Origin of the sequence: Tahibacter sp. (assembly GCF_035481375.1) — a bacterium.
Taxonomy (GTDB): Bacteria; Pseudomonadota; Gammaproteobacteria; order Xanthomonadales; family Rhodanobacteraceae; genus Tahibacter.
This window is the reverse complement of the sequence record NZ_DATIGT010000291.1, coordinates 1-23,023: the sequence shown is the minus strand read 5'-3', so window position 1 is coordinate 23,023 and position 23,023 is coordinate 1. Positions and strand designations below refer to the sequence as shown.

Annotated in this window: 22 protein-coding genes and 1 pseudogene; 11 read left to right on the top strand and 12 right to left on the bottom strand. The window is 67.0% G+C overall.

All coding sequences use genetic code 11. The annotated features are described in order from the left end of the window. Both VLF18_RS19245 and VLF18_RS19240 read right to left on the bottom strand, forming a co-directional pair. A partial coding sequence (locus tag VLF18_RS19245) for a proline racemase family protein (RefSeq protein ID WP_325281246.1) occupies positions 1 to 810 on the bottom strand: 810 nt, incomplete at its 3' end. A 225-nt stretch (positions 811 to 1,035) separates the two neighbouring features. Then, positions 1,036 to 3,366: a M9 family metallopeptidase gene (locus VLF18_RS19240; RefSeq protein ID WP_325281245.1), complete on the bottom strand. Its 2,331-nt coding sequence runs from the start codon at positions 3,364 to 3,366 to the stop codon at positions 1,036 to 1,038. Between the two features lie 235 nt (positions 3,367 to 3,601). Here VLF18_RS19240 and VLF18_RS19235 point away from each other — a divergent pair, with 235 nt between their 5' ends. From VLF18_RS19235 to VLF18_RS19220, 4 genes and pseudogenes are all read left to right on the top strand, one after another. After that, positions 3,602 to 4,360, top strand: coding sequence for an AraC family transcriptional regulator (locus VLF18_RS19235; RefSeq protein WP_325281244.1), 759 nt, complete (start codon positions 3,602 to 3,604; stop codon positions 4,358 to 4,360). A 110-nt stretch (positions 4,361 to 4,470) separates the two neighbouring features. Next, the gene (modA, locus tag VLF18_RS19230) at positions 4,471 to 5,229 is read left to right on the top strand and encodes a molybdate ABC transporter substrate-binding protein (protein ID WP_325281243.1); all 759 of its coding nucleotides are present in this window, start codon (positions 4,471 to 4,473) and stop codon (positions 5,227 to 5,229) included. A 6-nt stretch (positions 5,230 to 5,235) separates the two neighbouring features. After that, on the top strand, positions 5,236 to 5,925 hold the full coding sequence (modB, locus tag VLF18_RS19225; RefSeq protein WP_325281242.1) for a molybdate ABC transporter permease subunit: 690 nt from the start codon (positions 5,236 to 5,238) through the stop codon (positions 5,923 to 5,925). Then, a pseudogene (locus tag VLF18_RS19220) lies at positions 5,918 to 6,532 on the top strand (ATP-binding cassette domain-containing protein); the annotation flags it as partial. The gene modB and the pseudogene VLF18_RS19220, both read left to right, overlap by 8 nt. A gap of 163 nt (positions 6,533 to 6,695) precedes the next feature. Here the strand turns inward: VLF18_RS19220 and VLF18_RS19215 are convergent. Beyond that, the gene (locus VLF18_RS19215) at positions 6,696 to 7,823 is read right to left on the bottom strand and encodes an inorganic phosphate transporter (protein ID WP_325281248.1); all 1,128 of its coding nucleotides are present in this window, start codon (positions 7,821 to 7,823) and stop codon (positions 6,696 to 6,698) included. Positions 7,824 to 7,839: 16 nt separating this feature from the next. Then, entirely contained in the window at positions 7,840 to 8,469 is a 630-nt protein-coding gene (locus tag VLF18_RS19210; RefSeq protein ID WP_325281241.1) for a pit accessory protein, read from the bottom strand. Positions 8,470 to 8,679: 210 nt separating this feature from the next. On the opposite strand from VLF18_RS19210, the gene VLF18_RS19205 reads away from it, so the two are divergent. Beyond that, a complete protein-coding gene (locus VLF18_RS19205; RefSeq protein WP_325281240.1) occupies positions 8,680 to 9,984 on the top strand; it encodes a hemolysin family protein in 1,305 nt (434 codons plus the stop codon). Between the two features lie 21 nt (positions 9,985 to 10,005). Further along, positions 10,006 to 10,611 (top strand): exopolysaccharide biosynthesis protein, encoded by a 606-nt coding sequence (locus VLF18_RS19200; RefSeq protein WP_325281239.1) that lies wholly within the window; start codon positions 10,006 to 10,008, stop codon positions 10,609 to 10,611. 177 nt (positions 10,612 to 10,788) lie between these two features. Here the strand turns inward: VLF18_RS19200 and VLF18_RS19195 are convergent, their stop codons facing one another. Then, positions 10,789 to 11,550: an RNA methyltransferase gene (locus tag VLF18_RS19195; protein WP_325281238.1), complete on the bottom strand. Its 762-nt coding sequence runs from the start codon at positions 11,548 to 11,550 to the stop codon at positions 10,789 to 10,791. A 201-nt stretch (positions 11,551 to 11,751) separates the two neighbouring features. Here VLF18_RS19195 and VLF18_RS19190 point away from each other — a divergent pair, with 201 nt between their 5' ends. Next, positions 11,752 to 12,555, top strand: coding sequence for an inositol monophosphatase family protein (locus VLF18_RS19190; protein ID WP_325281237.1), 804 nt, complete (start codon positions 11,752 to 11,754; stop codon positions 12,553 to 12,555). Between the two features lie 482 nt (positions 12,556 to 13,037). Here VLF18_RS19190 and VLF18_RS19185 read toward each other — a convergent pair whose 3' ends face one another. From VLF18_RS19185 to VLF18_RS19175, 3 genes are all read right to left on the bottom strand, one after another. Next, entirely contained in the window at positions 13,038 to 13,964 is a 927-nt protein-coding gene (locus tag VLF18_RS19185) for a hypothetical protein (RefSeq protein WP_325281236.1), read from the bottom strand. 215 nt (positions 13,965 to 14,179) lie between these two features. Next, positions 14,180 to 14,419, bottom strand: a complete 240-nt coding sequence (locus tag VLF18_RS19180) for a hypothetical protein (protein WP_325281235.1) — start codon at positions 14,417 to 14,419, stop codon at positions 14,180 to 14,182. Then, positions 14,416 to 14,811 (bottom strand): hypothetical protein, encoded by a 396-nt coding sequence (locus VLF18_RS19175; protein WP_325281234.1) that lies wholly within the window; start codon positions 14,809 to 14,811, stop codon positions 14,416 to 14,418. The genes VLF18_RS19180 and VLF18_RS19175 overlap by 4 nt, the downstream gene beginning before the upstream one ends. A gap of 98 nt (positions 14,812 to 14,909) precedes the next feature. Between VLF18_RS19175 and VLF18_RS19170 the strand changes: the two genes are divergently transcribed. Beyond that, positions 14,910 to 15,308, top strand: a complete 399-nt coding sequence (locus VLF18_RS19170) for an inositol monophosphatase family protein (protein WP_325281247.1) — start codon at positions 14,910 to 14,912, stop codon at positions 15,306 to 15,308. A gap of 177 nt (positions 15,309 to 15,485) precedes the next feature. Here VLF18_RS19170 and VLF18_RS19165 read toward each other — a convergent pair whose 3' ends face one another. The 4 genes from VLF18_RS19165 to yajC all read right to left on the bottom strand — a co-directional run bounded on the left by VLF18_RS19165 (position 15,486) and on the right by yajC (position 20,040). Further along, positions 15,486 to 16,124, bottom strand: coding sequence for a hypothetical protein (locus VLF18_RS19165; RefSeq protein WP_325281233.1), 639 nt, complete (start codon positions 16,122 to 16,124; stop codon positions 15,486 to 15,488). A 627-nt stretch (positions 16,125 to 16,751) separates the two neighbouring features. Beyond that, positions 16,752 to 17,726, bottom strand: coding sequence for a protein translocase subunit SecF (secF, locus tag VLF18_RS19160; RefSeq protein WP_325281232.1), 975 nt, complete (start codon positions 17,724 to 17,726; stop codon positions 16,752 to 16,754). Between the two features lie 16 nt (positions 17,727 to 17,742). Beyond that, positions 17,743 to 19,605 carry a protein translocase subunit SecD gene (secD, locus tag VLF18_RS19155; protein WP_325281231.1) on the bottom strand — a complete coding sequence of 621 codons (1,863 nt, stop codon included), beginning with the start codon at positions 19,603 to 19,605 and terminating at the stop codon, positions 17,743 to 17,745. A gap of 99 nt (positions 19,606 to 19,704) precedes the next feature. Then, positions 19,705 to 20,040, bottom strand: a complete 336-nt coding sequence (yajC, locus tag VLF18_RS19150; protein ID WP_325281230.1) for a preprotein translocase subunit YajC — start codon at positions 20,038 to 20,040, stop codon at positions 19,705 to 19,707. 166 nt (positions 20,041 to 20,206) lie between these two features. On the opposite strand from yajC, the gene rsxC reads away from it, so the two are divergent. The 3 genes from rsxC to VLF18_RS19135 form a co-directional block, all read left to right on the top strand. Continuing rightward, positions 20,207 to 21,823, top strand: a complete 1,617-nt coding sequence (gene rsxC, locus VLF18_RS19145) for an electron transport complex subunit RsxC (RefSeq protein ID WP_325281229.1) — start codon at positions 20,207 to 20,209, stop codon at positions 21,821 to 21,823. Beyond that, positions 21,820 to 22,833 (top strand): RnfABCDGE type electron transport complex subunit D, encoded by a 1,014-nt coding sequence (locus VLF18_RS19140; protein WP_325281228.1) that lies wholly within the window; start codon positions 21,820 to 21,822, stop codon positions 22,831 to 22,833. Before rsxC ends, VLF18_RS19140 begins: the two co-directional genes overlap by 4 nt. Then, positions 22,826 to 23,023: hypothetical protein (locus VLF18_RS19135; RefSeq protein ID WP_325281227.1), on the top strand; the 198-nt coding region annotated here is incomplete at its 3' end. The genes VLF18_RS19140 and VLF18_RS19135, both read left to right, overlap by 8 nt.

The following is a 23,023-nucleotide window of genomic DNA, read 5'->3' as shown; positions in this document are numbered from 1 at the left end:
CTCGCTGCCGACGACGCTCTGCTGGCGCCAGACCGACCCGGGTTCGAGCATGCCGTCGGCGGCGAGGCAGGCGAGCTTCGCGCTCGTACCGGTGCCGCAGGGCGAGCGGTCGTAGGCCAGCCCGGGACACAGCACGAAGTTGCGCGCGTCGACGCCGTCATCGGGCGATGCCGCGACGAGTTCGACGTGATCGATCTCGCCGTCATCGGCGCCGCGAATGCCGTCGCGCTCCAGCGCGCGCCGGATCGCGACCGTGCAGGCCATCAGCGCGTCGATGTTCGCGCGGTCGATCGCGAGTCCATGGTCGTCGACGAGGAAGAACCAGTTGCCGCCCCAGGCGATGTCCCCGTGGACACGGCCGTAGCCCGGCACGTCGAGCGGCACGCGCGCCGCATGCCGGTAGCTCGGCACGTTCGCGATCGTGACGCGGCCGTCCGCGCCGAGCTCGGCTTCGACGACGCCGACCGGCGTCTCGAACCGGAACGTACCCGCCGCGATGCGGCCGAGATGACGCAGCGTTTCGACCACGCCGATGCAGCCGTGGCCGCACATGCCGAGATAACCGACGTTGTTGAAGAACACGACGCCGGCGACGCAGTCCGCGCGCGTGGGCTCCAGCAGATACGCGCCGACGAGCACGTCGCTGCCGCGCGGTTCGCAGGCGATCGCACGGCGCCAGTGGTCCTGTTCGCGCTGCAGCCAGTCGCGCGCCGCCGCCGGATCGCGTCCGGCGAAGTCGGGACCGCCGGCAACGACGACGCGGGTCGGCTCGCCGCCGGTGTGGGAATCGATGACGCGCGTCGGGCTCATGCGGAAAGGTTTCGTGAAGGTTGCGAGATGCTAGCCAAGCGCCGTGGCAACGGATTGGCGCTTCGCATTGCCGCCGTACCACGAATCGTACAAATGGCCGCAAAAGACCGCAGATTCGACGAAAGTCATAGACGCCGCGCCGGCAGCCGTACGTAACCGCAGCGACAGGAACGAAAAAGCCGCGGCCATCCCTGGCCGCGGCTCGATGCTCAGCGTTCTAACGCGTCAATCCCAGTCCGCGGCCACCTGCACGCCGGCGAAGCTCGTCGTGCGCGGCTTCAGCATGACGTAGTGCCAGCCGCTCGCCGGCGCCGCGATGGTTACGGTTTCAGCGTTGCCGACGAGGCGCGGCGCCTGGTCGAACTCCGTGTCGCTCGGCCAGCTGCCCGCGCGCACATAGATGTCGGCGTCGCCGGTGCCGCCGCTCATGAGGAAACGCAGATTCGTCGCGCCCGACGGCACCAGCAGCGTCAGCCAGACGCGGTCCTGCGCGGCCGCGGCCGACAGGTTGCTGCGCCTGCAGCCGTTGTCGAGCTGGTTCGCGTTGCTCAGCGTGCACTCGGGCACCACGCTCGGATCGGTGCCGAAGTCGTCGGAGAAGATCAGGTCGGGCTGGCCGCCGTTGCAGATCGTCGTGTCGCCGTTGTGCGCGGCGAGGCAGACCAGCCAGGCGCGGAATTCCGCGTCGTAGGCCGTGCGGATCGGGTCGAGCCAGTTGCGGTAGCCCGGGTCGTAGTTGCCCGGACGGGATACGGCATAGAGGCTCGCGATCTTGTCGCGGTGACGTTCGAACATGAAGCGCGACGCGAGATAGCCCCACTGGTACGTGCGCGCGTAGTCGGTGCTGTATTCGGTATCGAACAGCTGCGCGAGCGTGAACGTGTCGGGATTGCCTGCCGCCGTGATCGCTGCGGTGTAGGCGAGGTTCCGATACGAATACGACATGTATTCGGCGAAGCCTTCGATGTACCAGATCGTCGAATACGGTGCTTCCATCGGCAGCGCGCCGAAGCCGCCGTGCCAGTTGAAGCGGCCGTCGAGGTAGTGGATGTATTCGTGCGTCAGATTCCACACCTGGAAATCGGGACGCAGCCACTCGGCCTCGTAGGCGAGGAAGCGCGCCTGGTTGGCCGGGTCGGACGGATCGCCTTCGAGATAGATGCCGCCGTTGTTCGTGTCGTTGCCGAAGATCGTTCCGGAATAGGTCTCGTAGTCGGTGCTCGAATGGAAGATGACCATTTCCAGGCGCGCATTGAAATCGTTCGGTACCGGCGTGTTGCCGGTCTGCGCCTGCGTGTGGAAATAGCCTTCCTCCGCGCCGACGATGCTGCAGACCTGATCGAGCTGCGCCGAGGTCAGCGCCTGGCTGCGCACGCGCAGGGTCGCGCTGCAGTCGCGCGCGTTCGCCGCGGGCAGTACGTAGGCCTCGAGATCCTGCGCGAAGTTGCACAGGCCGTAGTACGCGCAGTGCGCGTGGTCGTAATAATCGACGACGCCGGCGATGCGCACATAGATGCCGGCACCCGGCGCGCCGAGGTCGAACGCGTCGACGATCGACTTGATCTTCGGATGCGCGAGATTGTGGAAGCCGCTCGCCGTGTACTGGCTGAAGCGGCCGAGTTCGCCCGCGGCATTCGTCAGCAGGTATTCGCGCGCGGTGCCGACGTCGGCCGCGCGATTGTCGTTGATGAAGCTGACCAGCGTGTCGAGCACGCCGCTGCCGGCGCCTTGCACGAGCGTCTGGAATTCCGGCAGGTAGTGGCCGCGGAACAGCACGATGAATGCGTTGTTGGTCGCATTCTGCATCGGCGAGGAAGCCGCCCAGGCCGGACCGTAGCGATCGAGAATGCCGCGGATCGTGTCGAGCTGCTGCGCGTTCTCGCCGGAGCTGTCGATCAGCGTGACGAACTCCGACAGCACTCGGCCGTGCGCGTCGGTGACGTCCTGGAAATGCGCATTCGCGACGAAGGCGTTGAGCGCGGGCCGGATCGCGTTCGTGAGTGCAGCGCCGTAAGCGCCGACATCGGCCTCGTTGTAGTACTGAACGTAGTAGCCCGCGCGCAGGAACAACACGATTTCATACGTGTGATTCGTGTTGTCGCCGGGATACGTCGCGGCGTCGGCCTGCAGCGCATTGGCGACCGTGATCATCTTGCTTTCGTTGAAGATCTGGCCGGCGGTCGTGCCGGTGACCTGGAACAGTCCGCCGCTGTAGAAGCACGCCGGATCGGCCGCGCGCACGGCCGCGACGAGCGCCGCACCGCTTGCGCTCGCGAAGCCCGCGATGTTGCAGGCGCCTTCCGGTGCGCGCGCGACATCGGGCTCGTCGTAGGCGCGATACAGGTGATCGCGCGTGGACGGCAGCGGCGGACGCTCGTCCCAGTTCATCGGTCGCGTCTGGATATGCGATGCCGGATGCGAGTCGGCGTGCGCCTGTGCCGTCGGTGCGGGCCGCGTCGCCCGCGCGGCTGCGGCCGCAGCCGGAGACAGGACGGTCAGGCACAGGCACGCAGCCAGCACCTGACCGGCTTGCAAAAGCCGGTCAAACGAATACATTGGTTTCTCCCCGAACATCGTCTTGTGTGAATAACACGCACGAGCCCGGTGTTCCCGGAGGCGGACGCGCTGCAACGCGTTCGCCTCCACCTGACTCCTGCGGGACATGATGCTAGGTTTCGACTAAGACGAAGGTCTAGCCGTATACGCTCATAGGCACGCAACAATCCGCACAAACAAGCCGATCGCGCCGACGACGCATTGCATCGCCGACGCGCGACTCGTGGGGGGAACGATGGACAATGAACTGGCACGCTGGCGCGAAGCCTTCATGGCGCGCGTTGCATCACCGTGGTACGTCGAGACGCTGTTCGACCGGCAGCCCGACATTCTGTTCTCGATTAAAGACAAGCAGGGCCGCTACGTGTCGATGAGCGAAGCCGTCGTCGTGCGTTGCGGCCTCAAGCGCAAGCAGGACGCGATCGGCAAGACTGCGTTCGATCTGTTTCCGCGGCCGATGGCCGAACGCTACGCGCGCCAGGACGAACGCCTGTTCAACACGGGCCGTCCGATCATCGACAACCTCGATCTGACGGTCTATCGCGACGGCAGTGCGGGCTGGTGTCTCTCGACGAAGGAACCGCTGTACGACGCGCAGGGCCGCATCGTCGGACTCGCCTGCATTTCCAAGGACCTGATCGAACCGAGTCGCGCCGGCCTCATCGACACGGGTTTCGCCGAGACCGTCGACTACATGCTCGAACACTACGACCAGCCGCTGCGCATGGAAGATCTCGCACGCCGCGCCGGTCTGTCGCAGGCGCAGTTCGAGCGGCGCATGAAGAAGATCTTTCATCTGTCGGCCGGCCAGTACCTGATCAAGGCGCGCATCGATCATGCGGCGCGCCTGCTCGCGTCGACGCCGCTGCCGATCGCGGAAATCGCGCAGCACGCGGGCTTCTCCGACCAGAGCGCGCTGTCGCGCCAGTTCCGTCAGGTGACCGGTTTCGCGCCGCGGCAGTACCGGCAGCTGATGCGGCCGGGGAGCGAATGAATCGAGGAACTGGAGAAAGCGTGCCGCTCTCCGCGATTCTCCGGCTACCGCACCGACGCGCTTTCTCTGTGTCCCGGCCACGATCCTCCAGTTCCCTCTTCAGGCAACGCATGTCCCTTCGTCTTCTGCTCGCCCTGCTCGTCCTCGTCGCCTCGCCGCTGCAGGCGGCCGAGCTCGTCGTGTTCGCGGCCGCCAGCCTGAAGCCGGCATTCGAGGAAATCGTCGCGCTGCCCGAGGCGAAGGCGATCGCCGAGATCAAGGTGAGTTATGCGGCGAGTTCGGCGCTCGCGCGGCAGGTCGAGGCCGGTGCGCCGGCCGGCGTGTTCGTCAGCGCCGATCTCGAATGGATGGACTGGCTGCAGCAGCGCGGTCGCGTCGCGACGGCGACGCGGTTCGTGCTCGCGCGCAACGAACTCGTGCTCGTCGCGCCGCGCGATTCGAACCTGGCGCTGACGCTGTCGCCGCAGACCGATCTGCGCGCCGCGCTCGGCGACGGTCGCATCGCGCTGGCCGAACCCGGCAGCGTGCCCGCGGGCAAGTACGCCAAGGCCGCGTTCGAGAAGCTCGGCCTCTGGATGCAGGTCGAGACACGCTATGTCGCGACCGAGAACGTGCGTGCGGCGCTCGCGCTGGCCGCACGCGGCGAGACGCCGCTGGCCGCGGTCTATCGGTCCGACGCGATATCCGAACCCGGCGTTCGCGTGGTCGCCGCATTTCCGGCCGGCAGCCATCCGGACATCGTCTATCCGGCCGCCGCGCTGAAAGACCATGACGGCGAAACCGTGCAGAAGCTGCTCGCGCTGCTGCGCGGCGACGCCGCGCAGACGATCCTGCGCCGCGCGGGCTTTCGCGCGGCGGCGGGCGACTGAGGCGCGATGCTGAGTCCGGCCGAAAGCTCCGCACTCGCGATCAGCCTTAAGGTCGCGCTGCTCAGCGTCGCGGTCGCATTGCCGTTTGCGCTCGCATTCGGTCTCGCGCTGTCGCGGCTGCGCTTTCCGGGCAAGAGCCTGCTCGAAGCCGTGCTGAATCTGCCGCTCGTGCTGCCGCCGGTCGTGACCGGCTATGCGCTGCTGCTGCTGTTCGGCCGGCACGGCGCGATCGGCGCGTGGCTCGCGTCGTTCGGCGTCACCTTCGCGTTCCACTGGACAGGCGCCGTCGTCGCCGCCGTCGTCATGAGTTTTCCGCTGCTCGTGCTGTCGGTGCGCGCCGGCTTCGACAGCGTCGACCGGCGGCTCGAAGCCGCCGCCGAATCGCTCGGCGCCGGCCGCTGGCGGCGCTTCGTCAGCGTGACCCTGCCGCTGTCGCTGCGCAGCGTGATCGCGGGCTGCGTGCTCGCGTTCGCGCGCGCGTTCGGCGAGTTCGGCGCGACCATCAGTTTCGTCGGCAGCATTCCGGGCGAAACGCGGACGCTGTCGATCGCGATCTGGGAACTGCTGAACCAGCCCGGCGGCGAAGCCGGGCTGGTCCGGCTGGTCTGGGTCGCGCTGCTCGTCGGCGTCGCCGCGTCCCTGTTCGCCGCGCTGCTCGGCCGCCGCGGCCACGATGCGAAGTCGGCCGATGATTGAGATCGACGTCCGCTGGAAGCCGCGCGACTTCGAACTGCAGGTCGCCTTCGCGTCGCCGGCACGCCATCTCGCGCTGTTCGGTCCTTCCGGCAGCGGCAAGACCAGCGTGCTGCTCGCGATCGCCGGGCTGCGCCGTCCCGACGCGGGCCGCATCCGCCTCGCCGGCGAACTGCTGTTCGACAGCGTGCAGGGCGTCGACAGGCCTGCGGCGCGGCGCGGCCTCGGCGTCGTGTTCCAGGACGGACGGCTGTTTCCGCATATTCGCGTTCGCGACAATTTGCTTTATGGACAACACGGCAAATCCGGCCGCGCCGTCGTCGGCTTCGACGCCGCCGTCGAACTGCTCGGCCTGACCGACCTGCTCGCGCGCTGGCCGGCGACCTTGTCCGGCGGCGAGGCGCGCCGCGTCGCGATCGGCCGCGCGCTGCTGAGCCGTCCGCGCGCACTGCTGCTCGACGAGCCGCTGGTCGGCCTGCACCGCGAAGCGCGCGCGCAGTTGCTGGACTACCTGCGCCGCCTGCGCGACGAGATCGCGCTGCCGACATTGCTCGTCAGCCACCAGACCGATGAAGTGCAGGCGCTCGCCGAGGATGTCGTGCTGCTCGACGACGGACGCGTTGCACGGCAGGCGGCAATCGCCGAGTTTGCACGCGAGCACGCCGGGAATCGGGAGTAGAGAAGCCGGAATCGGAAAAGCTATGGAGCGCCCCGAAGGCGCGGCGAACGGGCTTTCGCTTCCGACGATTCCCGGTTCCCCATTTCCGATCCCGCTAGATAGGCAACCCCACCCCATGCGCGAGCTTCACGAGCGCATAGGCCAGTCCGGCCGCGATCGGCAGCGTGAGGATCCAGGCCCAGATCATGCGTTCCACGACGGTCCACTTGATCGCGTTGAGACGCTTGGCGGTGCCGACGCCCATGATCGCGGCGGAGATGTTGTGTGTCGTCGACACGGGAATGCCGAGACTCGAGGCCGACAGGATCATCGTCGCCGACGCGGTCTCGGCGGCGAAGCCGTGGACCGGATGCAGCTTGACCATCTTGTGACCCAGCGTCTTGATGATGCGCCAGCCGCCGGCCGCGGTGCCGGCCGCCATGACGATCGCGCACGTCACCTTGATCCAGAGCGGAATCTCGAGCTGCTTCGGATCGCCGTCCAGGCGCAGGAAGCGCAGCCATTCGGGCAGGTTGTCGAGCTGCCCCGCGACGCCGGCCGAGGCCAGTGCGAGCGCAATGATTCCCATGGTCTTCTGGGCGTCGTTGGAGCCGTGGGCCCAGCCCATCGCGCTCGCCGAAACGATTTGCAGCTTGCCGAACAATGCGTTCGCGAAGCGCGGGCGCCCGATCTTCTGCAGCACGCCCTTGCGGTCGGCCAGGAACGAGAACAGCGCGAACAGCCCGCCCATGATCAGGATGCCGAGGATGAATCCCGCGAGCGGCGAGATGACCATCGGAATGACGACCTTCGGCAGCAGGCCCTTGCCCTGCCACCAGTGCTCGCCACCCGGAACGTTCCAGATGATGGCGTTCCAGTTGTCGCCGGCCGCGGCGAAGGCCGCGCCGCAGAGACCGCCGACGAGCGCGTGGGACGACGACGACGGCAAACCCCACCACCAGGTGATCAGGTTCCAGATCACGCCGCCCGACAGCGCGCAGATCAGCACCATCGACGTGACATTGACCACGCCCGTGTCGACGAGGCCCGACGCGATGGTCTTGGCCACGGCCGTGCCCCAGAGTGCGCCGATCAGGTTCATGCCGGCGGCCAGCATCACGGCTTGGCCCGGACTCAGCACCTTCGTCGCGACGACCGTCGCGATCGAATTGGCCGTGTCGTGAAACCCGTTGATGTACTCGAACACGAGCGCGACCACGATCACGCTGAAGACCAGAGTCAGTTCCACGGCGCGCGCCTCAGGAGTTCTTCAGCACGATCGCGTAGACCACGTTGCCGGCGTCGCGGCAGCGGTCGATGGCTTTTTCCAGGATCTCGAACAGGTCCTTGCGCAGCAGGAAACGCACCGGATCGTTCTCGTTGCGATACATGTCGCGGAACAGTTCGAGAATCAGGCGGTCGGCCTCGTTCTCCAGCGCCTGCAGCTGGTCGTTGAGCTCTTTCATCGGCTCGAGCTTCATCGAGCGCAGCTGGCCGACCATCTGCTCGAGCACGTCGCAGGCCTTCTCGAGCATGCGAGCGCGGGAGACGAAATCGACATCGCCGAGGCGGTCGCCGACCAGCGAATAGCGTTCGGCGAATTTCTCGATGACTTTCGGGATCTTGTAGAGCGCGCCCGACAGCGCTTCGATGTCCTCGCGTTCGAGCGCCGTGACGAACGTGTTCACGAGTGCTTCGCTGATCTCGGCTGCAAGCTTCTTCTCGCGCTGCCGCGCGAGGCGGAATTCGTCGAGCGATTTGGCCGCGCCGCCACCCTGGGCCAGGAATTCGGTCAGCGCCGAGGCGCTGCGCCGGGCAGCGCCCGCGCTGGCTTCGAGCAGTCCGTAGAACTTGTCGCCCTTGCCGAAGATGGTCTGTAATGAAAACATGGCCGATACCGCCAATTTATTGAAAGTAAAGAAGAAACTGTCGCGACCACCCGTCTTTGCCGCGAATTTCGTGGCAAAAATATGTCGTTTGGATGACAGTCATGTTACAGCAGTGGTCTATCCGCAGGCACGTCCGCCGCGGCCGGGATGCTGCATGGGCTCGTCACGCGGGACTGCTACACTGGCCTGCCTGGGACCGCACGTTGCGCAATGCTGACCGAGATACTCGTCGTCCTGCTTCTGATTCTGCTCAACGGTTTCTTCGCGCTGTCGGAGATGTCCGTCGTGACCGCGCGCAAGTCGCGCCTCAAGCAGATGGCGGAGAGCAGTGCGCGCGCGCAGAACGCGCTGCGTCTGACCGAATCGCCCGAGCGCTTCCTGTCGACCGTGCAGGTCGGCATCACGCTGATCAGCGTCCTGACCGGCGTCTACGGCGGAGCTGCGATCGGCGCACGCATCGGGTTGTTCCTGCAGGGCCGAGGGGTCGAGCTGGAGCTGGCCAACGGCGTCGGGCTCGCGGTCAGCGTGGGCGCGATCACCTATGTCTCGATCATCGTCGGCGAACTGCTGCCCAAGCGCCTTGCGCTCGTCGCGCCGGAACGGTTCGCGACCTGGATCGCGCTGCCGATGCGCCTGTTCGCGACGGTCGCCGCGCCGTTCGTCTGGCTGCTGTCGTTAAGCACGCGCGTGCTGCTGAAGGCGCTGCGCCTCGACAAGGGCTCGCGCGATCCGGTCACCGAAGAAGAAATCCGTCTGCTCGTGGCCGAAAGCGCCGAACAGGGCGTCATCGACAGCGACGAGCACAATATGGTTAACCGCGTGCTGCGCCTGGGCGACCGGCAGATCACGAGCCTGATGACGCCGCGCACGCGCATCGCCTGGCTCGACGTCGCCGCGCCGCTGGCCGAGAACCTCGCGGTCATGCGCTCGACGCCGTATTCGCGCTACCCGGTCTACCGCAACGGCAACGAGCAGGACGTGGTCGGCATCCTGGAAACGAAGTCGCTGCTCGATTCGCTGGGCACGCCCACGATCGATCTGTTCCGCACGCTGACCAAGCCATTGTTCGTGACCTCCGCGGCGCGCGCGCTCGCGCTGCTGGAGGAACTCCGCGAAGCCGAGGCGACCGTCGCGCTCGTCGTCGACGAGTACGGCGACATCGAAGGCCTCGTCAGCCTCAACGACGTGCTCGGCGCCGTGCTCGGCAAGACCGCCAGTACGAGCGTCGAGACCGACGGCGCGCCGATCGTGCGCCGCGACGACGGCAGCTACCTCGTCGACGGCGCGCTGAATACCGATGACCTGCGCGAACTGCTGGCTCTGAGCCAGCTGCCGAACGAGGAGGATCACGATTTCCGCACCGCAGCCGGCATGGTCATGGCGCAGTTCGGACGCATCCCGCAGGTGGGAGAATCGTTCCGCTGGCGCGACCTTCGTTTCGAAGTCGTCGACCTCGACGGCCCGCGCATTGACAAACTGCTGATCGCCCGCATCACGCCGGAAGCGGCCCCGTAAGCGGGCATACGAGAATCACGGATGACCCGCCCGCACGATCCGCGCACCACAGAGCTGTTCCAGCAGGCTCTCGACCAGAACACCGGCGACACGATTTCGCTCGAGCAATTCATCGCTCCGCTCGAAACGCGCGCCTACGGCTTCCTCGTCGTACTGCTGTCGCTGCCGAACTTCATTCCGATCCCGATGGGCGTCGGCGGCGTCTGCGGCACCTCGCTCGTCATCATCGGCGCGCAGATGCTCTGGGGCATGCCGCGTCCGTGGCTGCCGCGATTCGCGCGCCAGCACGGCTTTCCGCGAACTTCCGTCGAACATTTCGTCGCACGCATGACGCCGATGTTCACGCGGCTCGAACGCGTCTGCCGGCCGCGCCTCGAACAGATCACGCGCAAGCCCTGGAGTCATTTCAGCGGTCTGATGCTGATCCTGCTCGGCATCCTGCTCGCCCTGCCGATACCGTTCACCAACTATCCGTTCGGCCTCTTGATCCTCGGCTTCGGCGTCGCGCTGATCGAACGCGACGGCGGCCTGCTGTCGCTGGTCTGGGGCGCGACGATCGCGTCATCCGTCATGGTCGGCAGCCTGAGCAGCGCGATGGTCGCGCTCGTGAAGCATTTCTTCGGCTGAACCGGAGAAACGCGCAGGTCGAGGCGCGCCGCAAGGCGAGCCGCGACACCACGGTCTCGACGCCGCGAATGGCCCGTATACGTACGATCTCCGTCGGGCGACGCCTCTCGCCTTCGATCGACGCTCGCCACAGGCGACCATCCCGACGTTGCGGTTCGCCTTGCGGCTCGCCGCAACCTACTTGTCGATGCCGCGCGCGATCCGCGCCATGCGCTGCGCATCGGACAGAATGCCGCGCAGCACGCGCAGCTCGCGTTCGTCGGGCTGGGCGCGCAGGAACAGCTTTCGCAGCCGCAGCATGATGGTCTCGGGCGATCGCCCTTTATGGAAATCGATATCATCCAGCGTCGTATACAAGTGCTCGAAGAATCCTTCCATCTGCCCGGCCGACGCCGGCGGGTCGGTGCGATGCGGCGGCGGCGCCGTCGGGTTGCCGAGAAAGCCGACGCGCAGCTCGTAGGCGAGCACCTGCACGGCCTGGGCGAGATTCAACGAGCTGTAGTCCGACGCGGTCGGAATGTGCACGGCGCCGTGGCACAACGCGAGCTCGTCGTTCTCCAGGCCGGTTCGCTCGTTGCCGAACACGATGGCGACTTCGCCGCCGGCCTGCACGGCGGCCTGTACCGGCGCGGCGACCTCGCGCGGCGTGTATTCCCTCAGCGCCACGTTGCGCTGCCGTGCGGTCGCGCCGAACACGACTTCGCAGTCGGCAATCGCGCTGCGCAGGTCGGGTACGACGAGGGCGTCGGCGAGCACGCCGTCGGCACCGGCCGCAAAGGCTGTCGCCTCCGGATCGGGAAACCGCGCCGGCGCGACGAGCACGAGGCGGGCGAATCCCATGGTGCGGATCGCACGCGCGGCCGCGCCGATGTTGCCGGGTTGGGAAGTGCGCACGAGCACGAAGCGCACGCGCGCGGCCAGAGCTGAAATGTCGGTCATAGACCGGAAACGGTAAGGGAAGCCCGGGCACAAGGCGAGCGTCGTCGCACGCCGGCGGCCGGAAATGGCAGCCCGCGCCGTGCCACCCACCGTCCCGGCGCGGTTTTCCCTAGCTCGCGCGGTTCTGCTACCCTTCGCGCCCCGCGCCGGCCCAGACGCCGGCGACGCTCTTTCGTCAAGCCAATTCGATCCGGAGTTTCCATGCCCAGACCCGCCATCAACGTCGCGGTCCGCGCCGCCCGTGCCGCCGGCAATCTGATCGTGCGCAACCTGGGTCGCGTCGAAGGCCTGGCCGTACACGAGAAAGAGCGCATGGACTTCGTCTCCGAAGTCGATCGCATGGCCGAACAGCTGATCATGCGCGATCTCAAGCGCGCCTATCCGGGCCACGCCTTCATCGGCGAGGAAACCGGCGAACAGGGCAGGTCGCGCCAGACCTGGGTCGTCGACCCGCTCGACGGCACGCACAACTTCCTGCGCGGCATCCCGCATTTCTGCGTATCGATCGCGATGCTCGACGGCAACGAGCCCGTCTACGGCGTGATCTACGACCCGCTGCGCAACGAGACTTTCACCGCGAGCAAGGGCGACGGCGCCTTTCTCAACGAGCGCCGTATCCGCGTGACCGCCCGCGAAGGCCTGCCCGGCGCACTCTTGTCGACCGGCTTCCCGTACCGCCAGCGCCGCCACCTCACCCCGCAGATCGAAATGACCCAGGCCCTGCTCGCCAGCGCCGAGGACATCCGTCGCACCGGCTCGGCCGCGCTCGATCTCGCCTACGTCGCCTGCGGCCGCTTCGACGGCTACTACGAAACCGGCCTCAAGCTCTGGGACATGGCCGCCGGCTGCCTGCTCGTCCGCGAGGCCGGCGGACGCTACTGCGACATGGCCGGCCGCGACGGCATCCCCGAATCCGGCAACCTCGTCGCCGGCAACCACAAGGTCGCGTTCAACATCGTCAGCACGATCCAGCCGACGCTGACGCCGGAATTGCTGGCGGGGTAAAGGGGCGAGAAGCTCACAGCCCGGTGAGGGCGGCAGCTCAAGCGCCCTGCGCGGAGTCGCGTGACCGGCTATTCAAATAGCGAGCGGCTTCCTGTGCGCAGCTCGTCGATGATTGCCTGTCTCGCCTCCAGAATCGGCTGGCACGCCAACAATTGGCCGCGGGGCGACAACCAACCCGCAGCGACCAGGCGCGAGATGTGACGGGAACGGTTTCTCGCTGACCATCGGAGCCGCGCCGCCAATTTGAATGCCCCCTTGCAACATGCCGTACATCGTTCAGAAGCCAGGCCCCGGTCAGCAACTGCCGCCCGACCGAGAGTGCATCCGCGCGTTCGGGCCGCCCACAGCGCAGCGCCAAACCCGCCACAGGTGAAGGCAGAAAGTACTCGGCCTTCGCGCCTGAAATCTGGGTCGGAAAATGGATGCGCAGTCCGCGCTCGAATCCAATGGCCCAGTCCGAGGAAGAGCGGGCCATATCGCCGTCAGCCATTCGGCCGCCCCCCTGCCCTCGCCCGCAGCGCACGACTGACGGCATCTCGAAGAATCGACGCCTCAGCAGGCGGCAGGTTCTGCGCGACGAGTACATCCACGTTGGCACCGCTGGGGCAAATGAGGCCTGGAAGGAATGCGCAGAGTTCGACCAGCCATGGGCTGGCCGCGTCGCAATCGCCGGTGCTGCGGCACACGATTTCGGCCGCGGCGAGTTCACCGAGGCGGGTCCGCTGGTATTGCGAAAGCACCGCGACGCACCCCCAATCCCGCAGCAATGTCTGACTTTCGTATTGCCAGAGGCCACGGACGCTCGCCCGCAACGCCCAGGGATCGAACGTGTCGCGGAAGACGAACTCCAGCATCGAACGTTCTTCCTCCTTTTCGGCCGCAGTTCCGCGCAACTTGCGCGGAGCGAGAACGTGAGAGCCCGACGACAAGAGTTCGGGGTCGTGCATGAGACCGCCGGATTGCTCCCGAAGGAACTGCGTTCCTCCGAGAGCCTGGAACTCCTTGCACCAGTCGTCGACCAGTCCGGGTTTTGCCTGCGAGAACTCGCGTTCACTGCTGGAAACGACGCATCCCCGCGAGAGACTCTCGCGCAAGGATTTCGCTTCGACCTGATCGGCCAGGGACGGGTCGCTGGCCAGCGACCAGAGTTCTCCGGCGCTCAAGCGCGAGAGGCTGGCGCTCCATTGCCGCATCCAGCGGTCCCGTTCTCCGACGGCGAGTCGTCTACGCAGGTCGACGGGAGGCTCATCCGATGAGGCCGCGGCACCACCGGGCAGGGTGTCAGCTGAATGAGTGCTTCCGACGGACTGTTGTGTACCGTTTGGCACGACCAACGGGCCCGGCGACAGCTTGTCTGGCGCCGCAAACAGCCAGATCACGACTGCTGTCAGCACGCACGCAAACAGCATGATCCATCTACCGCGATGCATAGGAAAACCTCTAACGAAAGAACATGACTTTTTCAGGGAGACGCGCAGCATCGACGGACGGCCAACTCACTTCACCGCCATGTAGCCAAAGCCGATACCGGATACCGGCCGAGACCTCCTGCGCTTCCCCGGATGAACAAATGCCCCCCTCGAGCCCCTGCCGGCTTTCATGAAATCACCGGACCAGTGGCCAATCAGGGCGCAGGTGGCTCCCAGTCAGCAAACGGCACCCAATTCCAATCACCGTTGCACATCGAATGTACCGGGGCGACATTGATGATCGTGCCAGCACAGAAAGTTCCGCCACAAATGTACTGCCAGCGTTCCACCATGCCGTCGCTCAGAAGCACGTCCACGTAATCACCTTCGCGAGCGTTCATGACGTTGGCATGAGCAACGACATTCGCGCCTGCTAGCCGCATCTCTTCGATCACGGCACAAGGGTTATATGCGTCGTAGCCACGCGTGATGACTTTTCCGCTTTCACCGTCGCCGTTTCCGGTACCACCATCGCCCCCCCTTCGTCGGGAGGATCATCATTTCCGCCGCCGTTGTTGCACCAACCACCACCACAAGGATCCCAGACGCCTACGAACGCCGAGATCGAAATCGGCTCGAGAGGCTGACCTCCGCCGTCACCGCAATTACTCAAGCAGATTCCGCCTTGTGCCAAGGCGCTGCCCGTACCTGTCATTGCGACAAGTGCAAACGCTGCGCGAATTGCCATTCGCACCGTACGACTGCGCGTCGCACCAACCTCACGACCCAGCGACGCCAGATCGACGCCGCACATCCAGCGTGATTCGTTCCGCATGTTCATCTCCATGTTGCTCGTGCAATGACGAGCGAACCGGATGCTGGAACAATGCGAACATCAATTGAATATATAAATAATAAATAAAGAACTATACAAATACGTAAAAAATTATTATCAACTACGGAATCGGCCGCCGTACGACGACGAATCAACGGCAAGCCACGGGCTGCCCGTACCGCCAGCGCCGCCACCTCACCCCGCAGATCGAGATGACCCAGGCCCTGCTCGCCAGCGCCGAGGACATCCGCCGCACCGGCTCGGCCGCGCTCGATTTCGCCTACGTCGCCTGCGGCCGCTTCGACGGCTACTACGAAACCGGCCTCAAGCTCTGGGACATGGCCGCCGGCTGCCTGCTCGTCCGCGAAGCCGGCGGACGCTACTGCGACATGGCCGGCCGCGACGGCATCCCCGAATCCGGCAACCTCGTCGCCGGCAACCACAAGGTCGCGTTCAACATCGTCAGCACGATCCAGCCGACGCTGACGCCGGAGTTGCTGGCGGGATAAAAGCGTTCGCCGCTGCATCCGGGAGTGGGGAAATCCATCGCCCGCGCGTCTACGACTACGCATCGCGCGGACGCAGGCGGACCATTGGCCCCCTCCCCCTCGCTAGAGCCCTGAGTCTCGCTTCCCCGTTCCCCCGAACAGGTGTTGCGGCGTCCGCGCGGTGCGCTCCTTGATGACTCATTCGTCCCTGTCGCGCGCGATCTTCTGTGTGGACCGCTTGACGCCGCCGCTGCCTGAAACCCTCGGCGCCGCTTCGATCTGCTGCCCAGTGCCGTTCCAGCAATTGGCCTGGGTGTCGTTGATCCAGACCCAATAGCGCGTCGTCGTGTCGAGCGTCCCGTGGGCATACCACGCCCAGCCGCCGCGATTGCCGGCGTCGTCGATGAGGCCGTCGTGGAATTCGGCCATTCGCCAGCCCTTGCCGAACTGCGTGCGGCAGATCGCATCCGCGGCCGAGGGGCCGGTCAGGTCGACGCCTGCGATCGGCTTCGTCGCGGCAACGCGGCCGGCCGCCCAACCCGCATAGAACGGCGCCGGCATGACACCGCCGCCCTGCGGCGGCACGAGGAGTCCCGCGGGACGTTCGCGCCCGTCGACGTCGAGGCAAAGCACCGGCAGGCGAGTCGAGCAGGCCGTGTCGCCGGTGTAGGCGTTGCAGCTGCCCGACGCGGTGCGTGGCTGGCCGTGGCAGGTCACGAACACGACGCCGTCGCCGGTCGATGCGTTCGTGTTGTCGCCGAAAGTCATGCCGTAGCCGTCGGCGGCGGGAAGCGACGGCGAAACCAGCAGCGGAACGAGGGCGAACAGGAAGCGCATGCGAATGCTCCGGCGACGGGATTCGAAACGAACGCCATGGCGACGCGGCCGGGGTTCGAGTGCTCGGCCACATGGCGAATCCTTCTCTCTGGCTGGACTACGGCGTCGTCGATGCCAGCTTGAAATCCTGCTGGCGTCGGCGGCACTTCGCGTCCGCTCCCGGGGAGGGGTTCCCGATCAACCGTGGACACGACCGGTCTCGACACACATCCGTCCGCAGCGATCGTCCGGTACGACCTGCAGTACTCGGTAACGGTAGTACCGCCCGATCAGGCACCCGCCTCGCTCGTTGAAATCGGCATCGTTTTCGTGTCCGGGCAGCACGATTTCCGTCTGTACGGATATACAGCGCCAGTAATCCCGAAGTGATCCGACGGCGCGAAGACCGCGCAGGAAGCCGCTCGCCGAAACGAGCGTGCGTCCTGCGAAACATTTGCGCGTTCTTCACCGGCTCGCCTCGTCGATCGCGAGACCGTTGGCACCGCGCGCGCTGATGTTTCTCCCCCTCACCCCCGAGCTGGCTCGGAGGAGAGGGCTAAAGAGGGCCAATCCCTCGCGGCTCCCATGTCCGCAAAACGAAACGGCCCGGTTTCCCGGGCCGTTTCGCTTGAACAGTCAACGCGACGCTTACGGACGTGCCGCGAGTTCCGGATCTTCCTTGGTCTTCGGCATGAGGTCCTGCTTGGACACGCCGAGCCACAGCAGGATCGGGTTCGCGAAGAAGATCGACGACAGCGTGCCGACGAAGATACCGATCAGCATGATGAGGCCGAAGTTCTCGAGCGCCGGACCGCCGACGAAGTACAGCGTGCCGACCGCGAGGCCCGTCGTCAGGCCGGTCATGATCGTGCGCGACATGGTCGAGTTGATCGAGCGGTTGAGGATTTCGTACGGCTCGCCCTTGCGCGAAGAACGGAAGATTTCGCGCACGCGGTCGAACACGACGACCTTGTCGTTGATCGAGTAGCCGACGACCGACAGCACGGCGGCCAGCGCCGGCAGGTCGAACTCGCGCGCGGTCAGCGCGAAGATGCCGACGGTGATCAGCGTGTCGTGGATTTCGCTGGCGACCGCGGCGACGGCGAAGCGCCATTCGAAGCGCAGCCACAGGTAGACCATGATGCCGAGGATCACGAACAGCACGGCGACGAGGCCCTGTTCGCGCAGTTCCTCGCCGACGCTCGGGCCGACGAAGTCGCTGCGCGTGACCTTGACGTCCGTGCGCGTCTTGCTGAGTGCAGCCTGCACTTCGGTCGCGATCTTGTCCGTCGCAGCCTTGCTTTCGACAGCTGCCTTCGACGCATCGCTCGCGTCTTCAACGTGCGGCTTGATGCGGATCGCGTAGTCGGTCGGCACGCCGAGACTCTGCACGACTGCGCCTTCGAAGCCGGCGCCGTCCAGCGCGCTGCGGACGTCGGCGATTTCTGCCGGCGTCTGGTATTTCACTTCGATCATCGCGCCGCCCTCGAAATCGAGGCCGTAGTCGAGACCGCGCACGAAAATGATGGCCGCGGCGAGCACGCAGAAGACGGCCGACAGGGTCAGGCTCAGCTTGCGCCAGGCCATGAAGTCGACGTTGGTTTCGGACTTGAAGAGTTCCATGGGACGACTTCCTGGTTCAGACCGACAGCGACTTGACGCGGCGGCCGCTGAAAATGAGGCCGACGAGCACGTGCGTGACCATGACCGACGTGAACATCGAGGTCACGATGCCGATCGCGAGCGTGATGGCGAAGCCCTTGATCGGACCCGAGCCGAAGGCCATGAGGCCGAACGCGGCAATCAGGTGCGTGACGTTCGCGTCGAGAATCGTCGCCCAGGCCTTGTCGTAGCCGCGGCTGATCGCGGCCATCGGCGTCGAGCCGTTGCGCAGTTCCTCGCGGATGCGCTCGCAGATCAGCACGTTCGCGTCGATCGCCATGCCGAGTGTCAGCACGATGCCGGCGATGCCGGGCAGGGTCAGCGTCGCTCCGAAAACCGACAGGATCGCGACGAGCAGCACGAGATTCAGCAGCAGGCCGACGTCGGCGATAAGGCCGAACAGCTTGTAGTAGATGCCGACGAAGATCACGACAAGTGCAACGGCGAGAATCACCGCGAGCACGCCCTTGCGGATGTTGTCGGCGCCGAGGCTCGCGCCGATCACGCGTTCCTCGACGATGTCGACCGGCGCGGCGAGCGAGCCGGCCTTGAGCAGCAGCGCGAGTTCCGAGGCTTCCTTCATGCTGTCCAGGCCCGTGGTCTGGAACTGCGCGCCGAACACGCCCTGGATCGTCGCGACGCTGATGATTTCTTCCTTGGTGCGGTTCGAACGCACTTCCTTGCCGTCGACGATCTTCACCTCGGGAATGCGCTCGGTGTAGACGACGGCCATCGGCTTGCCGACGTTCTGCAGCGTGAAGTCGAGCATGCGCTGGCCGCCCTTCGCATTGAGCTTCATCGACACGGCAGGCGTGCCGCTGGTCGGGTCGGGCATCGAGGCCGCGTGCACGAGATCGTCGCCGGTGACGATGGTCTTCTTCTTCAGCAGGTACGGCTGGCCGTCCTTGCGGTAGTAGTAGAGCTTCGCGTCGGACGGCGCGGATGCCGCGCCCGCGGCGACTTCGGCGGCGTTCGTCGAGGACTGGTCGAGCGCATGCCATTCGAGCGTCGCGGTCGCGCCGAGCAGACGCTTCGCGAGCGCCGTGTCCTGCACGCCCGGCAGTTCGATGACGATGCGCGAATCGCCCTGCTGCGCGATGACGGGTTCGCCGAGCGCGCTGATGCGGTTGCGCAGCGTGCCGACGTTCTGGCGGATCGTGTCGGTCGCGATCTCGCGGAGCTTGGCTTCGCTGATCTTGAGGTTCAGCGAGAATGCGTCGGCCGTGGTATTGCCGTTGGCAATCTGCAGCTCCGGAGAGGCCTTCGCGATTTCCGCGGCGAGCTGGTCGCGCGCCTCGGCGGTGCGCGCCGTAACGGCGATGCCGGCCGGCGTGCGATTCGCGGTCACGCCCGGAATCTTCTTGTCGCGCGCGATCGATTTGACCTCTTCGACGTACTGGGTTTCGCGCTTTTCCAGCACGGCCTTCTGGTCGACTTCCATGAGGAAGTGCACGCCACCTTGCAGGTCGAGGCCCAGCGGCATGCTGTCGGCGCGGATCGCGAGCAGCCAGTGCGGCACGGTCGAGGCGAGATTCAGCGCCGTCGTATAGCCCTGTCCCAGACCTTCACGCAGCGCCGCGCCGGCAACATCCTGATCACTGCCGCTGTTGAGGCGCACGAGCAGACGGTCGCCGTCGAGCTCGATCGACTTGAACGCGATCTTCTGCGCTTCAAGGATGCCTTGCGCCTTTTCCTTCAGCGCAACATCGACCGTGTGGTCGCGATTGGCCGAGATCTGCACGGCCGGTTCCTTCGGGAACAGGTTCGGCAGCGCGTAAAGGAATCCGAACAGCAGCGCCACGACAACCAGCGCGTATTTCCAGCGGGGAAACTCGTTCATGCCATGAATCCCAGGTTGATCCGGCGTGGCGGCCCCCCGGCCGCGCACGTATCGACAATCGGAAAACGAACTGCGCCGGGATCACCGGCGCAGCGAGGGTCAAGCGGACTTCAGCGTGCCCTTGGGCAGCACGGCCGTGATGGCCTGCTTCTGCAGCTTGACCACGACGTTCGGCGCGATCTCGACGCTGACGTAGGACTCGCTGATCTCGGTGATCGTTCCGAGCATGCCGGTCGTCGTCGCGACCTCGTCGCCCTTGGCGAGCGCCGCGATCATGGAACGCTGTTCCTTGGCGCGCTTCATCTGCGGACGGATCAGCATGAAATAGAAGATCGCGAACATGGCGATCATCATGAAGATGGAGCTCATGCCGCCGCCTGCGGGCGGCGCACCCGGCGCGGCCTGGGCCTGCGCCGTCGAAATCAGAAAGTCCATGGTGTTCTCGCTGGTTGGAGCCGGACGCCGATCTGCCCGGCCTTGCAAAGTCGCGCAGTATGCCATGTGGCCCGACCCCGCGCACCGCAAGGCGTGGAGGCTGGGCCCGCCGGCTTCAAGGCCGCAACCCGTGCCCCGCCGGCGCGATGCCGCCTACAATCCGGGCATGTCATTGCACCGCATTCACGGCGGCCTCGCGCCGGCCGCGCTGCCGCGCACGCACGTTCCGACCGCGATACGCCCGTGTCCGCTACCCGCGAGGCTTTATCTGCCGCTCGTGGACGACGCCGGAGGCGCCCTGTTCGCGCACGTCGCGCCGGGCCGGCGCGTGCGCCGCGGCGAGCCGCTGGCTCACGCGGCGGACGCGCTCGCGACCGTGCTGCCGGCGCCGGCCGCCGGGCTCGTCGTCGCGATCAAGGAGCGCGCGACCGCGACGCGAGATGCCCGGAGCGCGCCTCACCTCGTGCTCGAACCCGACGGCAGCGATGAAGCGGTGCAACTGCCGCCGCTCGACGGACAGCAGGCCGACCCGGCCGTTCTGCGCCGCCGGCTGGCCGAGGCCGGCGTGATCGGACTCGGCGGCGCCGGATTTCCGGCCGCGCAGAAACTCGCGGCTCCGGTCGAACTGCTGATCGTCAACGGCGCGGAGTGCGAGCCCTACATCGGCTGCGACGAGGCGCTGCTGCGCGCGTACGCGGCCGACGTCGTCGCCGGTACCGCGGTGCTTGCGCGCATCGCCGGCGCGTCGCGTGCGGTCATCGCGCTCGAGGACCGCATGCACGAAGCCGGCGCGGCCGTGCAGGCCGCCCTCGCCGGTCATCCGCAGATCACGCTCGCACGGGTTCCGACCGTCTACCCGCAGGGCGGCGAGCGGCAGCTCGTCGAAGTGCTCTGCGCGCGCGAAGTGCCGGCCGGGCGCTGGCCGGTCGACATCGGCATCGCCGTGCAGAACGTTGCCACTGCCGCAGCCGCGTGGCGCGCGGTCGCGGCCGGCGAGGCCGTGACCGCGCGGCTCGTCAGCGTGGCCGGTCGCGGCGTCGCGGGCGCCGGGGTTTTCGAGGTGCGCATCGGCACCCCGGTGTCGGCGCTGATCGAGGCGGCCGGCGGCTATGCGCCCGACGCGGCGCGGCTCGTGCTCGGCGGCCCGCTCATGGGCGTCGCGCTGCCGCACGACGACGTCGCGCTGACCCGCACGAGCAACGCGATCGTCGTGCTGGCCGGCGAGGACGTACGGCCGCGCGCGCCGGAGCTGCCCTGCATCCGCTGCGGCGACTGCGCCGACGTCTGTCCGGTACGGCTGCAGCCGCAGGAGCTGCTGCGCCTGCTGCGCGACGGCGATGTCGACGGCGCCGCCGGGCTCGGCCTCGCCGACTGCATCGAATGCGGCTGCTGCGCATTCGTCTGTCCGTCGCAGATTCCACTCGTGGAATCGTATCGCCAGGGCAAGACCGCGCACGCGCTGGCGCGCGCGGCCCGCGTGCGCGCCGACCACGCGCGCGAACGCTACCTCGCCCGCACCGCGCGGCTCGCGCGCGAACAGGCGGAGAAAGTCGCGCGCGTCGCCGCGCGCCGCGAAGCGGTCGCCCAGGAACAGGCGGCCGCGCCGACGCCGCGGGCGCCGGCCGAATCCGCAGTCCCGGCCGAATCCGGCGCACCGGCGGTTGCGGCACGCATGGACAAATCCGCCGTGCTCGCCGCAATCGCTCGCGGCAAGGCCCGGCGCGCGCAGCAGGCCGGACCCGCGCCGCCGGCCGGCGACGCGGAGCAGAAGGACACGCCGTGAAGACGTTTCCGACGGCGCCCGCGCCGCATATTCCGGCCGGCAACCGCGTGCGCCGCGTCATGGGCGACGTGCTGCTCGCGCTGCTGCCCGGCGCCATGCTGCATCTGTATTTTTTCGGCTTCGGCCTCGTGTTCCAGCTCGCGCTGGCCGTCGCGGCCGGCCTGCTCGTCGAAGCCTCGGTCCGCTGCTGGCGCGGTGCCGCGGCGAGCGGCGGCATCGCGGACGTCTCGACCGTCGTCACGGCGGCGCTGTTCGCCATGAGCATCACGCCGCTGGCGCCGTGGTGGGTCGCGGTCACGGGCATGTTCGTCGCGCTCGGTCTCGGCAAGTACGCCTACGGCGGTCTCGGCGCCAACCTGCTCAATCCGGCAATGGCCGGCTGCGCCTTCGCGCTGATGGCATTCCCGCGCGAACTCGCGCACTGGCCCGGCGGTTTCGTCGGACTCGGCGACGCGGCGCGCGCGGTGTTCGCCGCGGCGCCGGCCGCGGGCTGGGACACGCTCGCGTCGGCCACGCCGCTCGACGCGACGAAACAACTCGTCGCGCAGGGTCTGCGCCTGCCCGAACTGCACGCGAATGCGCTGTACCAGCGCAGCGGCGCCGCGGCCTGGGCCTGGATCGCACTCGCGCTCGCGCTCGGCGGCGTCTATCTGCTGTGGCGCCGCGTGATCGGCTGGCATGCACCGGCCGGCGTCATCCTGACGACAATCGCGCTGACCCTGCCGGTCTGGCTGCTCGACACCGAGCGGCATCCGTCGCCGCTCGCGCATCTGACGGCCGGCGGCCTCATGCTCGCCGCGTGGTTCATCGCGACCGATCCGGTCAGCGGCTGCACGTCGCCGCGCGGCCGCTTCGTGTTCGGCTGCGGCGTCGCCGCGCTCACGCTCGCGATCCGCCGCTGGGGTCATCTGCCCGACGGCGTCGCGTTCGTCGTGCTGTTCATGAACCAGATCGCGCCGCTGATCGACCTGAACACGCGGCCGCGCATCTACGGACACGGCCGTGGCTGAGCCGCTGCGCCGCGCATGGCCGCTGTCCGCCCAGGTGCTGCTCGCCGCACTGGTGCTCGCGCTCGCCGCGTTCGCGACGCGCGACGGCCTGCACGAACGGGAGCGCGCCGGCGCGCTCGCCGAACTCGCCGGCGTGCTGCCGGCAGCGGTCTACGACAACGATCCGACGCGCGACCGCACCGTGCTGCGC

What these genes read in the sequence shown, in the direction of transcription:
- VLF18_RS19240 (WP_325281245.1), bottom strand. Translation starts at nt 3,366, where the DNA reads ATGTATTCGTTTGACCGGCTTTTGCAAGCCGGTCAGGTGCTGGCTGCG.
- VLF18_RS19235 (WP_325281244.1), top strand. Translation starts at nt 3,602, where the DNA reads ATGGACAATGAACTGGCACGCTGGCGCGAAGCCTTCATGGCGCGCGTT.
- modA (WP_325281243.1), top strand. Translation starts at nt 4,471, where the DNA reads ATGTCCCTTCGTCTTCTGCTCGCCCTGCTCGTCCTCGTCGCCTCGCCG.
- modB (WP_325281242.1), top strand. Translation starts at nt 5,236, where the DNA reads ATGCTGAGTCCGGCCGAAAGCTCCGCACTCGCGATCAGCCTTAAGGTC.
- VLF18_RS19210 (WP_325281241.1), bottom strand. Translation starts at nt 8,469, where the DNA reads ATGTTTTCATTACAGACCATCTTCGGCAAGGGCGACAAGTTCTACGGA.
- VLF18_RS19205 (WP_325281240.1), top strand. Translation starts at nt 8,680, where the DNA reads ATGCTGACCGAGATACTCGTCGTCCTGCTTCTGATTCTGCTCAACGGT.
- VLF18_RS19200 (WP_325281239.1), top strand. Translation starts at nt 10,006, where the DNA reads ATGACCCGCCCGCACGATCCGCGCACCACAGAGCTGTTCCAGCAGGCT.
- VLF18_RS19195 (WP_325281238.1), bottom strand. Translation starts at nt 11,550, where the DNA reads ATGACCGACATTTCAGCTCTGGCCGCGCGCGTGCGCTTCGTGCTCGTG.
- VLF18_RS19190 (WP_325281237.1), top strand. Translation starts at nt 11,752, where the DNA reads ATGCCCAGACCCGCCATCAACGTCGCGGTCCGCGCCGCCCGTGCCGCC.
- VLF18_RS19185 (WP_325281236.1), bottom strand. Translation starts at nt 13,964, where the DNA reads ATGCTGTTTGCGTGCGTGCTGACAGCAGTCGTGATCTGGCTGTTTGCG.
- VLF18_RS19175 (WP_325281234.1), bottom strand. Translation starts at nt 14,811, where the DNA reads ATGGAGATGAACATGCGGAACGAATCACGCTGGATGTGCGGCGTCGAT.
- VLF18_RS19165 (WP_325281233.1), bottom strand. Translation starts at nt 16,124, where the DNA reads ATGCGCTTCCTGTTCGCCCTCGTTCCGCTGCTGGTTTCGCCGTCGCTT.
- secF (WP_325281232.1), bottom strand. Translation starts at nt 17,726, where the DNA reads ATGGAACTCTTCAAGTCCGAAACCAACGTCGACTTCATGGCCTGGCGC.
- secD (WP_325281231.1), bottom strand. Translation starts at nt 19,605, where the DNA reads ATGAACGAGTTTCCCCGCTGGAAATACGCGCTGGTTGTCGTGGCGCTG.
- yajC (WP_325281230.1), bottom strand. Translation starts at nt 20,040, where the DNA reads ATGGACTTTCTGATTTCGACGGCGCAGGCCCAGGCCGCGCCGGGTGCG.
- rsxC (WP_325281229.1), top strand. Translation starts at nt 20,207, where the DNA reads ATGTCATTGCACCGCATTCACGGCGGCCTCGCGCCGGCCGCGCTGCCG.